Annotated in this window: 6 protein-coding genes; all 6 read left to right on the top strand. The window is 43.3% G+C overall.

Going from position 1 to position 14,239, the window contains the following annotated elements; translation table 11 throughout:
• Positions 1-4,659, top strand: coding sequence for a hypothetical protein (locus ACUUHJ_RS03845; RefSeq protein ID WP_472298284.1), 4,659 nt, complete (start codon positions 1-3; stop codon positions 4,657-4,659).
• Positions 4,660-4,671: 12 nt separating this feature from the next.
• Positions 4,672-5,820 (top strand): beta-xylosidase family glycoside hydrolase, encoded by a 1,149-nt coding sequence (locus tag ACUUHJ_RS03840; protein ID WP_472298283.1) that lies wholly within the window; start codon positions 4,672-4,674, stop codon positions 5,818-5,820.
• Between the two features lie 20 nt (positions 5,821-5,840).
• Positions 5,841-8,666 (top strand): galactose-binding domain-containing protein, encoded by a 2,826-nt coding sequence (locus ACUUHJ_RS03835; RefSeq protein ID WP_472298282.1) that lies wholly within the window; start codon positions 5,841-5,843, stop codon positions 8,664-8,666.
• A 67-nt stretch (positions 8,667-8,733) separates the two neighbouring features.
• Positions 8,734-9,507, top strand: a complete 774-nt coding sequence (locus ACUUHJ_RS03830; protein WP_472298281.1) for a hypothetical protein — start codon at positions 8,734-8,736, stop codon at positions 9,505-9,507.
• 3 nt (positions 9,508-9,510) lie between these two features.
• On the top strand, positions 9,511-11,670 hold the full coding sequence (locus ACUUHJ_RS03825; protein WP_472298280.1) for a hypothetical protein: 2,160 nt from the start codon (positions 9,511-9,513) through the stop codon (positions 11,668-11,670).
• A complete protein-coding gene (locus ACUUHJ_RS03820; RefSeq protein WP_472298279.1) occupies positions 11,670-14,168 on the top strand; it encodes a hyaluronate lyase N-terminal domain-containing protein in 2,499 nt (832 codons plus the stop codon). The genes ACUUHJ_RS03825 and ACUUHJ_RS03820 overlap by 1 nt, the downstream gene beginning before the upstream one ends.
• The last annotated feature ends 71 nt before the right edge of the window (positions 14,169-14,239 follow it).

Here is a 14,239-nt window from a genome sequence, read left to right as displayed (position 1 = left end):
TTGGGTCATACGTTTGGCATTTTTTCTAAATCAGTGGGCAACGTCACATTCGGAAAAATGCGCTCCTCATTGGTAGAGGGCGCATTCCACCCGAATCATCCGGACAATCCGGACAGCCCCAATCGTCCTCGTGCTGAGGATCGTTATGCCGGGTATCAGAATCCGCTTTTAGGCGATCCCGGCAAGGGTCAGATTGGTCGTTGGCAGACCGTCAATCTCGACTCTCTCGAAAGCGTGATCGATCAGATGATTGAGCAATTCGTCCGGGACAAAAATTGGTACGCCAAGGTTCGCTGCCGAGAAGCACTCTGGAACATGTACCGTCGCCTGGAATGGTGGGTCAACCAGCAAATCGATCCGCAAAAAAACGACTACCAGCGCGCCTTGCTCATGGTACGCGATTGCATTTACAAAATCCTAAAAAACGCCGAGCAACCGGATGGAACCCATCAAAATGTTTCGCTACCAGTTTGTCCGGCTCCTTATTATCATCACTTTAGCGGTTACTATCTCAATCATTACGATGCCATCGATAAAGAAGTCCCTACATTTGATATGCGGACTCTTCCGCTTTCGGATAAATTTCACGGCTTGTTCCGCTATGTCTCCTCCACCGAGGATCGGGAATGGACAATGGTCCACTCCGTCGGCACCAATGAGATGGCGGGGAGTGAAAACATCATGAAGCTGGATGTGACCACTCTCAAGCACGGTAATTCCAGCAAAGTGACTTTTCAGTGGCGCTTTAAAAAGCAAGGCTTTATTCGTTTCAAGTACATGGCTAGCACTGCTCCTGGCGATGGGTTGCTGTTTTTTATTAATAACAATCAGGTTGGCGGGGAATGGAATCAGAACAGCAGCTGGCAGGAAGCGAAGTTTCACGTCAAGCCGGGGCAGACGTATAAGTTTGATTGGTTTGTTCGGCGGATGAGTGATCGGCGGTTTGGGAAGAATGCGGTTTATGTTAAAGATGTGGAGTGCGTTGAGGTGGTGCAGAGCCTGGATGAGCAGACGCCTCCGGATGTGGATACGTTGGGGGATGCGGCTTATAACATTCCTGGCTGGGAATGGATTACTCTTTCAGATAAGAGCATCATCACCACTTATTTTTCAGGAGTAAACGACACACTTTCAAGGAAGGTTCAGAGAGTACTTGATGCGGAGTGCGCTGGAGATTTCAGTTTTCAATACGAAATGGGAGTGGATAACCCGCCCTATACGAATGAATCTGCTCTATTTTTCGATGAAAGATTTGCTTCCCGGACCCAAATCGGCGAAGGTGTACGAGGAAGTACCGCAGTCTCACAACAAGGATGGCAGTGGTCATTAGATGGACAATCCTCCTCCACTCAAGAAGATTCAGCTATCATTTCCTATGATATTGAAATTGGTGACAACTGTACCGTTGATTTAACAGGAGATGTCCAACTGATCTGTCCACCACTAGAGATTGATCACTACGAGGAACGAACCACAAATGTTTCTGATCCTTTAAACTTCTACTTCACCGGGGTGAGTCACTGGGAATGGAAGTCGATTCCCGGACTTGGTAGCGGTATTTATATGCAGGACCCAATTGTTTCTGGAAATGGAGATGCCACCTATACTTTTGAACTTGAGGCTGATGGGTGGATTGAGTTCAGTTTTACTACTGGTTTGCGTTATACAGAAAGACTCCTCGTCATTATCAATGACGTACAACAACTAGAAGCAACAGGAGATGAATGGGAGAAAAACGTACAACTCCCATTAGTAAAAGGCCGTAATACCGTTATTTTTCGAATTCAAGATGACATGACAGAAGAACCCCTTGAGGAAACCTATCCTGGTGAATTCTCTTATCGCTCGTCAAGCGGCAAACATAAAACGCCTATGGGCAGTTACATTGATGTAGACAGAGAATGGAGAACAGACAAAAACTCTAGTTACACAAAAGAGGATCGTGCAGAAAATGTTTACGACATCTTCCTGAATCCCGGCTCCTCTGTTGAATTTTCGGAAGAACTGGAACTGAAAAATCTCGTTGATGAATCGAAAGAAGACGAGTATGAATTGATATTCTCTGAAAATTTTAATGATCGAGATAAATACGCACGTGAAATTCGTGTTGATGACAATTGGGAATGGGAAGATATCGTTACTCGTTATCATGGGGAAGGTCACGGAGGAGACGGCGTACTCAAGGTTGAGAATAAAGACGGTACCCGGAACCGCCTTTATGTCGAGAATATAAATTTGGATGAACCGGGGTTCGTAAAGTTTGAATATGGCGGTTCCTTTTCAAAATATGAGAGTCTCAGCCTATATAGTAACAATCGGTTAATTTGGTCGGAAAACAAAAGCACCAGTGATCCTCTTGGGCATACGATAGTGGTTCCACTTAGCCGAGGAAAACAAACGTTAAAGTGGGTATTTGAAGATTACGATAAAGTTGAAGTTGAAGCCCCTAATTCTGGGTATAAACCACCGACAAAACCCGATCCTTCTACAGGTGGTGAGCAGTGTTATCCCTCGGGATCAGTAACTCATTTGGGTGATTATAGCCCTTTCATTGATCACCAACAAGTATATGAATCTAAAAGAAAATTTAGAGTTCGATGGATGCAATATACCCAAGATCCTGTAAAGATTTACTACGATGGTAAAGTACCTATTGCTCAAGGAACTGAAAGAGATGGTTACACACTCAGGCGATTTATTAATAACTCTTCTATCACATCAGCCAAATATTCCGAGCGATTAAAAATCTATGCTGGTAAAGGCTATGATGTTCCAAATGCATTCGATGTCCCTGTCAAATGGGTTTTCCGCTCTCATCCTGACGCTGCTAAAAAGACACCGATACACTATGACAATACCTATGTGATAACGTCTGAACAGGTTGCAAATAAAAATAATTCTTCCACCTATTGGTACGTTACCTTTGACAGTGTGGGGAATGAACATTTAGAAGTTGAGTTTGACTATCAGTACTATTGTTACGAACTAGATAGCAAACAAGGTAATAAAAATGGGCGACAAGTCTCTACGAAAAGATTATATAGCTACGCAATAGCGACGGAATACGATCCTAAAACGAATTCTCATCTTTTTGTAACACGTAAAGGTATTGGCTGGAATACCCCAACAATCACAGCCACAGGTAGTAAGAGGATGAATGTAGGAAACACGCAGAATCCCTATAATATAAAAGATTGGAACGATGCTGAACACCGTAGCTCCAAAAAATTTTATTGTAATAAGCCAGGTCCCTACTGCATTGTCTTTGACGTCCAACGAACTTTTTTTAAAGACTCAACTTTTGGAAAAAATGGTATCCCCTATTACATCGCTATCCGCAATCTCAAATTAAAATCCAATAAGCACCGTGAATTCAGCAATAACTATGACGACACTAAAGTAGAGGTTACAGTAACGGATATAACTAATCGAACAATTATTGATTCTTACCCCTTATCAGCAGGTCCTACAGGACAGGCTGAACATTTCATAAAGTACGATGTCCCTAAGGGTAGACATTATCGTATTGATTACAAACTGCTAAAGGGAATAAGTCATAGGGGAGGATTAGATGACAACGGAGGAGTCTTTACTCTCAGTCAAGGAAAGGCTGAAGAAAAGTGGGTAAGCTATTGCATTGATAAACTAGGCTCTATTTATCCAAAAGACAACTCGCCATATGAACCTAATCTCCCCCCTCCCACTCAAGTAATCATACCCGACGACTCCTGGTGTTGGATCGATACAATCGAGATCAGACAAAGTAAAAAATCAAAACCATGTCGTGATGCCTATGTCCGTGTAAGAATTTACGACGAAGACAACGGAACCATCATATCCGAAGAGAAATACTCGGATTTTGATGATGTACAAACAATCAAAGCTGCTATTACCAATGATTCTGATGAAGGTAAAAATTATTCTATTCGAATCAAGTTCTATACCGATTGTGATGCCGAAGCGAGATTAAGTAATGGAGAGTATACATTCCATGACAAGCTCCCGCTCCCTAAATCATCAGCGTTTGTATACAACTTCAAAACGACTGCCAACGTCCCCATATGGATAGGCGGATGCAACGGCAGCAATATCCAGGTAAACATCTATGATCAAACAGGCAACAAACTTCAAAACACTACCGTTAATCTCTCCGGAAACTACGACTTTACCCTCGAAAACCTATCCAAACCTTCCGTATCTAAAGTACGTGTCGAAATTACTACAGAACAAAAAGGCCAGATAAGCGAGTGGACTGGCAAAAGTTATTTGACTACGTTCAAGCTACGAAATTTCAAAGCAACGGAAAATTGGACAATTGTCCCCTCTCCTTTTAATAGCCAATTGGACTTTTTCATTGATGGCGTTCTTCGAGGTAGCTATACAAATGCCGGTGGAACTCCTGTATTTCAAGTAGATAGAGGAAGACATACTTTCACCTGGGTATTTACAGCAAAAGGTACAACAGAGGTCTGGGATTACTGCAATATCGACTACATCAAACTAACCAACTGGATCTGCGACAAGGTCCTCGTCACCCCCTACTGCGATCCCGGCAGCGGAGACAAATGCGTCGAAGCACTGATCAAATGCTTGCTCGCGATCTGGAAACAACGCCCTGAGGCATGTGTGATTGGCAAACGAATATGGCTATTTACGTAAGGAGGTACTTCTATGAGTGTAGTTTCTCGGCGTAAATCGGGGTTTCTCTTCGAGGATTCTTTCGATTCTCTTACCCTCGATTCCAAGTGGAACATGACACCAAATGACTCTTCAAGGTGGTCGCTATCTGACGCACCAGGCTCGCTCCGTTTAAAAGGCGGAGCCGAGCCGCTTCAACTCTTCTTAGACACACTTACCCCCGTGAAACAATTCGTCCTCGATATGAAAAATTCATACAATCCGAAAGCTTCCGGAAGCACAGGCGGATTGACTGTCTTCATAAACCACAATGACTTTTTCCACGTCGAAGAATATTACGATTCATCGCAAGGCGCTGCGAAAACCTTCCCCTGGCTTCGATTAATACGCGACTACAATACCTATACCGCGTATTGGTCCGAGGACGGAGCCATCTGGCACATCATCGGTTCGGAGGAATTCAACCGCCTTGCTCCCAAAATCGGTATCTTTCTCAACAGCAGCGCTACAGACGACTATCTGGACATGGAACACGTCCGCGTTTTCTCCCTCCCCACTCTCACAGTCTCAAACCTCTCCCCCGGCATCCGCGTGGAGCTGCTCGATTCCACAGGAGCCACTGTCGACTCCAAAACGTGTCGGACAAGCCAAACATCCATTCACTTTGATATGACTCAGCATCCTATTCCTTTCACTGGCTCCCTCCGTTTTGCGGAAGCAGACGGAAAAACAACCATTAGCTCCAGTGACCAGATGGAAATGTGGGGCGGGGACGAATACGACTTTTCCCCCTCTCTCACCCTCTTTTTTATCGATGGCGAAGGAAAGGAAGTCCACCTGCAAGACAACACGGAGGAGTTTCTCGGTCATATGCTCCAAGGCCAGTATAGGGAAGTGAAAATGATCGCCCGAAATACGATGCATCATGGGACTTTTACGGGTATCCAAGGGGTTCTCATCTCCTATGCAGGTACCGATCAGTACAAGCGGCTAGTAGATGTCGCTACAGACAAAAACGGAGTGCCTGGTACGTGGGGCGATTCTTTCACCCTGCCGGATACTGCCGCAGGAAATGAACAAGTTTTCTGGACGCGGATTTCCCGTGAGACCGATCCATCCCTCGTAGATAAAACGACGCATGTCCATTTTGGGCTCAATTTGTCCGCCGTTTATACCAAATAAATCGAAAAGGAGCTGAACGTATGTCGGTCAGAATCACCCGAACAGGCACCGAAGTCGTCCTGGATCATAATGAGTTGGCCAACAAGGGAAAACGTACCCACACCGAAATCGACTCCTACCTCCAGGAGCTGGATGATGCCAGAGAGAATAAACCGAGCTTACAGGATAAATTCCGTGAGCTAAAAGACAAAGACGATGAACAGGATCGTCAGCTTGATGCCGTGAAAAGTGCTGTTTCTACCTTTCAAACGGGGCTGAATGCTTTATCGTCAACGGTCAGTGCAGCAGAAGCGAAAAATCAGACGCAAGATCTCCGTCTTTCACAAGTCGAACAAAAAAACGCACAGCAAGACCAAGCCATTTTGAAGCTACAAAGCGATGTCTCATCTAACCCGAACGCCGAGGTGGTCGCTGCACGCCGAGATCGGGATGGGAAGACTTTTCCCAGTCTAAAAGCTCGGTTGGATGATATGCAGGGGAGGATTGGTTCTGGGGGCGGCGGGGGAAATAATGGGGGAGCCACGAGCATCTCCTTTGATTTACAGACCCCCATCAATATTTTGCTGAATACCTTCCGTGATGCGGAAACACATAACAGACCCGCCTATCGTCAAAACAACATGTATGTAGATGTATTTAGCGATTCCTCAGGAATTGATATCGAGAAGTCGTCTTCTTTTGCCAATATAAATGGTACCGTCTCACCCGGGCTTTACGATACAAACATCATCATGTCCGGTCCAACTGAACCTGCCCCTTATCACGTAACCTCGTCTAGTGAAACATCTGGTTACCCTGGATGGATGGGAATCAACGGAAATTTAACTGATTCCTATTATACAGATGGAGTGACTCCTCCAGCAGAAGGTCATTGGTGGCAAATTGACTTTTTCGTCCCCAAAATTATTACTAAGCTCGCAATACGAGCTATTGGAATCTCAGCTGGACAGTACGGTCTTGCCACGTTTACTCTGCAAGGTTCACAAGACAATACGAATTGGACAGATTTATACGTAGGATCTCATGCAAACACAGGTTCAGAGTTAGAACACAGCTTTACGAATACCTCTGCATACCGCTATTACCGCCTGGCCAAGCTTCGGAGTTATCGCAGTGCAAACCCGGTAATTTACACCGGTTGGCACGAGATTAAATTCTATGAAATTATTGACGCTGTTACTCTCGTGACTAAGGCAGTTAATGTTGACCGCTCTCCAAAGAAGGTTATTACAACTGCGGAGTATACTGACGCGGTCACCTTCGACCTGACCCTCGATGGAACAACTTGGGTAAACAACATCGATTTAAACAAGCTACTCGATACTTCTTCACTAAAAGGTACAAACCTCCAATTACGAGCTAACATTCCAGCTACAGGCAGTTTGAAATCGTTAGGATTTACTTGGTATGACGATAGCATGCTTGTTGAGATGCCGAGCAAAGAAGGGGGAGGCGGGGATCGTAGCAGTACCAAACCGTTAGTAGACGTCGTGGCCGCTACGAATATTTTGCGTAATGCTTATCGTACTTTGGAAGGCGCGAATCAGGGAGCGTCGGTTCGGCATAATTTGTATGCAGATGCTTTTGTAGATTTATCTGGGATCGATTTATCTAAATCAGAAGCATTTCAAATCCAAAATGGAAAGTTTACCAAAGCTGCTGGAGTACCTTTCTCTTGGAAGGATCTAGGCGTCCAAACCGCTTCATCTATTGGAGACTGGTATAATAGTAGCACTAGTTTTAGACCTTACAAATCAAATAGTACGACCCAAACCTATGCCGTTGAAAAAATCGCTGACGATAATGCTATTGCAACACCGGGTGGATATTCTGATTACTGGCTTCAAGGCGGTACAAGTGCTGACTTATTCATGAAATGGGTAACACCTGTAGAAATATATAAAATCATTCTTTGGATGAATGGCAGTTTAGGACAAAACGGACACGATTATTGCGACCATCAAATTTTTGTCAAAAATCCATCAACAGGTAAATGGGAAGCAGTTACTCCAAGGATTAATCTCGCTTCAAAGACCGATAAAGGAGTACATGGTGACGGTTCATGGCACTATCCCATCAACCTAGACCATCTCGTTAATGAAGTCAAAGTAACTGTCTGGAATAAAAGTTCATATATGACCGTTACTGAGGTTCAAATATTGCAAGCATCTGATAAAAATCCTGTCATGGTTTCCAAACCGATTCCATTGGCAAAGGCTCCGACCCATCTTGTGCTGGATGCAGAGTACGAGGGCAATATCAGCATTGATTTGTCACTTGATGGAGGAACCACGTTCACAACAGGTGTTCCTTTGAATCAGCTGGTTGACTTAAGCACTTTCCTATCAGGTAATTCTCTTGTCATTCGCGCCAACCTTAGTGATAAAGCAGTACTCAATAGCATCGGCTGCATTTGGTATGACAAAGACACTCTCCCAACCTATACAGATACGGTAGGCGGTAGTTCAGGGGGTAACGTACCTGGCAACGGTGTTTCAATGATTCAAGTAGAAAAGTATGGAGTTACCGCCTCACCTATTTCTCCCTCAGAAGTAAATATCACCATCCCCTACACTTCTGACTATAAATTACCCCCTATTGAGGTTTTGAAATTTGCCCCAGGTAAACAAAATTACACTCTCGAAATGGCATCCTTTTCTAGTAACGAAGCCCCTAGCTTTGACCATGACAAGTATTATATGGAGCTAGATGGAACATTACGGCTTAAAACCGACTACTCGATTGAATTGGTAGAAGACGATGTGCTTCCGTCTGGTAACAGTGTGTACTCATTGACTCTCAATATGGATCAATATTCTAGTATTGAGAAAATCAAGGTGAATTGAATATGACTACGATGAGAGCTCAGTTTAGTATTACGAAAAGTTCAATGAATTGTTGAGGTAAAAAAAAATGCCCATTCCAGCAACAACCGGACAGTTACGATCAAAAGTTTCAGATATGCAGATCGGTGACTATGTAAAGTGTTGGTACTCCTTCCTTGGAAGTAGTGGGAGCCTGTCTGATAGTCCAGCAGGGATATTAGTTGGGTTAGGGACAGATACATTCTCTACGGCTGAAGAAAAGCCAGTAACAGGAGAGTCCACTACTAACAACTCCAAATTATTTTATTTTGTGAAAGTTGCCAAAGGATTGCTGATCGCTGATAGGGTGTGTCAACACTCCATCTCTTGGGATGCCCTGAATGCAGGGAAGGTGATACAAGGGAATCCCTATTCGTTTAGTACAAGCTCGAATATCTCACAAGGCTATGCTTCGAGTGAGAATATTTCAGGTATACTCCGATCTCTCACAAGTGGAGTAGCTTATGCAGATGCAAATGAAAATAAAACCTTAGATGCCAGATTGAGCAATGGAACATGCTTTCCTGTGAACAACGAATATGATAAGTACTTAATGGGATTTCCTCAAAGCATGATAAAAGATGGATATACAGTAGATGATGTATTTCATTACAAAGTACGTTTTACAACTACGCAAGATACCACTATGACAGGTTCTCGTATATCAAGTACAGGAACTATTGAAGTTCAAGACAATACTTGGCGAGTTGGAAGGGGAAGTGAGGATAATTTTCCAATATGGAAAGGCTTAGGGATTAGTAAAACATCAATAGCTTATGAAAGTACAGGTTTTCGACCAGTGTTTGAATATAGGGAGGTGTAATACATGGCTACAATTGGAGATCAATTAGCTGCACCAGAGGCAGGATGGAAGCGATATGATAACACTTATCCGTCTATTGCCTATAACGGAACATGGGCGAAAAGAACAGGATATGCAGGTAGTTATGAATTAACAGATACCTACACCTCAACAGCAGGAGACACGGCAACATTTGACTTTGTAGGAACAAAAATCCGAATCATATCTTTTTTCTGGAACAACTTCACAGCAGATGCGAAGATCACGATTGATGGGGTCGCCTATACATTTAGTGAAAGAAGTGCTGCAAATACTCCAAAAGTCATCGTATTTGAAAAAATGGGATTATCTGAAGGCAAGCACCGTGTTGAGCTGAAATTGAATTCTGGGACAGATTATCTTGGAATTGATGCCATTGATATTGATGCCGATGGTAGGATTCTCCACCCTGATGAAGTAGTAGATGTAAAAGATTTAACTGTAGGAAAACGTATTCGTTTTAATTACTTGGCAACTGCTGGTACGTTTGGAACCATATCTATCGGAAAAGAAATGGCAGGACTTCTTCCCAATGCTCCTGCAACAAGTGCAAATGGTGATGGGTATTTCATCATGTACGGTACAAATCACAAAGGTGATAAGTTGCTGATGGCTGACCGCAATATCCAAACCATTTCATGGGATGCCTTAAATACAGCAGGAATTGCAAGTGGAAGCGGACTGCCAATAAAAAACCTGCACACCATTCCAGGATTGTCTGGGTATTCTTCTGCCGTGTGTAAAGTATCTGCTTCAACAGAGTATGACACAGCAAATTATCATGCATGGAAGGCTTTTGACGGATCAGAGTCTACGTACTGGACAAGTACTGCTGCTACTGAAACAACAGAAGAGATTTTAAAGATTGAGTATTCAACACCAACAAAAATTACTTCGTATTATCTATATGCCATATATAGTCCGAAAAAATGGTTCTTCGAAGCTTCTAACGACGGAACTTCTTGGGATATCTTGCATAATGGAAATGAAGTATCAAGCTGGCACGGTCTTAAAAAGACCTTCTCATTCAAAAATGATAAAGCTTATACACAATATCGCATCAGAGTATCAGAACGTTACGTGTGGAACGGACTTTATTATGTCGGCTTTTATACTGCCCAATTGTTCACATCCTCTGATAGAGAAATAACATTGCGACTGCCGACAGGTGGAGTAAATGCATCGGATAAAGACAACGAATGGGATAAGTACATTACCGATGACCAGATCTGGAATAATGTAAATCACGGTTCATGGACCAGTACGACCGATCAATCTAACTCAAAGGCCCGCGTGATTCGAGGTTATAACGGTCTCAAAAACTGGACATCTGGTTCAACAGATCTAACAACTCCAGGCCGAGGCTTCCGTCCAGCTCTGCTGATTGAGTCATTCAACAATAATCGATTTCTCATACTAGACGGTACAGACGTGAAAACATACACTCCTTCCGGTTGGGAAACCGTCAGTGCTGCTCCCCCTACAGACGATATGTTTCAAAATAAAGGCATGCTCGACCTCTCTACATGCACCCCATACTTGAAAGATTTAACAGAAAAATCCAACCTCAAAATTCTTGTTTCGAAACCTAAAAGAGAGCCCACGGTTGCTCATCTTACTGGAGTTCCTGTACCAAAGATCATAAAAATGAAAAATGATGTAAGCTTTCTCAACACATCAAAAATCAACTCTTTAACCTTATCAGGTACAGAGAAAGGCGTCCTAAGAATTGCAATAAGTACAGACAGTGGAACAACATGGGAAGCAAAACAAAAGAATGGCTCGTGGACAAAAGTTGATGTTACTAACATCATTGATTTCAAAGCAAAAGCAATGACAATAGACGATTTCAACAGCATTTCTGAATGGGACGAAAAGATCGGCCAAGCTAGAAACTTAAGATGCGCATTCTACTTCGAACAGTCATCATCCACTGATGAAACAAGCCTAGACTCCCTTACCATGGATGTAGACTTACTAGATTCGTGGGACATGGCGATGCCCGGAGTCGATTACAAATACGGGTATAACCGAAATACCAATCTGCGAGTCCTCTTATTCTCAGATGGAGATTACAAAATAAACGTAGGCTCTGGCGGTAGCAGTGGCTCCACGATCACAGAAGTAGATGGAGGTACATTCTAATGACACTACCAATCAAATTTAAACGAGGAAAAGAAACTAATTTGCCTTCCTCCGCTCCTACAGGAGAACCGCTTTTTACTACAGACACGCATAAATTATTTATTGGGACTGGTACTGGGATTACAAGTGTTGGGGCTGATTCAGCATTAAAAGAACGGATTGATTCGATAGAAAAACAACGAAGCACCATTACTTATACGCACCACGAAGATTTTAGCAACCGCTCTCGTATTGATTTTGATAAGACTACGGCGGCAGTTCGGACAAATGCAGTCAGAGTTGCCAAAACGGCTTCTTTTCAAGAGAGCTTTGAAAATACCAATTACTACGATAGCATCAATTCCACTAACATCTTCTTCGATACATCGACCCAGAAAGCATTACTTGCTCCCGGAAATCTGGAAGGAATCCTCTATACCAAACCGATCCCTGTTAAAAACTCTGATACCGTCACGATAAATGCCAATACTGTCCTTCCTTCTACAATGGCGTTTTCTCACTCGGAGCGTCTTACCACCGATGATACTCGTTCTTATTTCCAGCCAATTGCATTTACAGATCGAACGAATCGGACATGGCATGTCGCTTTCCTGAAAACAGAGGGAGTTTATTATCGAGTTGAAAACCCGGATGGAACACTTGCCTTTGAGAAAATATCTCCTACTCCCTTCAGTACTAACTTTGATCCTGCCTCATCTTACGGAAGCTATGTGCCTGATATAAGTTTCGTTGTGGATTATAACAACCGAGTTTGGCTCGGTGTACCAACAAGCAGAGAAAATTACTATAGGCACCTTTACCTTGGCTGTATTAATAGCGACGGAAGTTTCCATAAAGACTGGGTATTACACCATTCCACAAGTGGTGGAGAAAATTTCTATAAGTCAACCTCACTTTGTGTAGACAAAAATAATCACATATGGTTCGGTTGGACATATGCAACCTATGGCCTTTATATTACAAAATTCGATAGTGAAATGAATACTTTGATACCAGCATTTCTTCTACCAGGAACAAACGTTCCAGCTAATGGTCATTTGCTCAGCCTTACCCTTTTTTACGATAGTGATCAAGAGGCGATAGTATCCATACATCATACAGTATATGCAAGTGGAGTCTTCCTCACAAAGATAAGTCTTACCGGAACTCCCTTACAGCCTCCAAAGCAACTTAATATACAACGCTTCACCGACTCCCTAGCCACTTATTTTGACCCAGATACACGTAGAGTTATTATTGCCGCCGTACAAAATGCCAGTCCTGGCACTATTTACGTTTGCACGATAGCTCCACTCTCGGGTACCTTACTCCAAGCAAAAGCACTTCCTAGAACCGCTGATCGTATCCACAGCTTAGTCAAAAACGGAAATACCTATCGCTTCACCTACGATACCAAATTAACCGGCAAAATCTGCTCCCTGTCTGTGAATGCAGATACTCTGGATATCTCCGACGATGAGACACTCGTGACGAATTTTAACGGCAGCCTCTCTTATGTGTATAAGGACTCCAATCAAAAAATTCGTTGTGTATATTCATCCACAGCCTACAGCAAAAATCTGACGATGATGCGTAGTGATTTTGTATCTACCCCCTCTTCATTAACAATGGAAATTTCCCCGGACCACGGGGCAAAGTGGTTACCAGCTCCAAATGGACAAGAGATAAAGTTTTCATCTCCAACCGATACGGTCAACCTTAGGATAAAGCTTATAACGCCAACAGTAACCATGACCCCAGAGATAACAAAATTCAGCCTGACTATCGGGGGAGAATCAGGCGATCTCACACAAGAATTCGTCAGTAATCGCCTGCCGTCTGTATTTCCCATTCTTAATGCAGTATTAACAGCTGAAGAGGATCAGAAGGATGGTACAATCAGTTGGTTTCTATCCAATGACGGGGGTTCTAATTGGCTTCCTACAATACTAGGAGAACAGATTACCTTCCCTAATCCGATCAACTCGGACCTGAGAGTAAAAGCAATTCTTCATTCTCCGAGTGGAGTTCTTGATAGTCCAGCCATCCATAGCTTCACCGTCCTTTCCTCCAATCTTGTATCCAATTTTATAGGTAAAACAGGAACCAACCTGACCGCCACCATGTCCGCCGACCAAATCTTAAACGCGCCCGACACCTTCACCAAAATCAAATTCAATACAGCCACCCACGACAACCTCCAAGAGTTCGATAAAAATCAAAGCCGCTTTGTTGCAAAAGCACTCGGCGACTACTTAATCGTTGGCTCGGCACGAATCAAAAGCCCAACCACTTCACCCAACGGACTGCATCTAGAAATCCGAATCAATGGTGAACTCCATAAAGTACTCAGCAGCATCGTCTCCTATTCCAACCATGCCTGGTGTTTAAACGGTTCAAGCATCGTCCAACTAAAGCCCGGCGACTATGTAGAGCTTTTCGGCTACTCCTTTTTTGCCAATGGCGTCATAGAAGCCATCCCCACCTATTCTTACTTCCAAATCAAGCAGTTGTGGTAGCATTTTCACTCAAAACACCGTGAGAATCTCCCCTAACTGTCTACTCTATATATAGACCTCACAAGAGAAAG

The organism is Brevibacillus schisleri (assembly GCF_055685845.1).
This window is presented reverse-complemented; position numbering and strand designations above follow the sequence as displayed.

Bases quoted from the DNA above. Each gene is read 5' to 3' on its own strand.
- ACUUHJ_RS03840 (WP_472298283.1), top strand. From the start codon at position 4,672: ATGAGTGTAGTTTCTCGGCGTAAATCGGGGTTTCTCTTCGAGGATTCT.
- ACUUHJ_RS03835 (WP_472298282.1), top strand. From the start codon at position 5,841: ATGTCGGTCAGAATCACCCGAACAGGCACCGAAGTCGTCCTGGATCAT.
- ACUUHJ_RS03830 (WP_472298281.1), top strand. From the start codon at position 8,734: ATGCCCATTCCAGCAACAACCGGACAGTTACGATCAAAAGTTTCAGAT.
- ACUUHJ_RS03825 (WP_472298280.1), top strand. From the start codon at position 9,511: ATGGCTACAATTGGAGATCAATTAGCTGCACCAGAGGCAGGATGGAAG.
- ACUUHJ_RS03820 (WP_472298279.1), top strand. From the start codon at position 11,670: ATGACACTACCAATCAAATTTAAACGAGGAAAAGAAACTAATTTGCCT.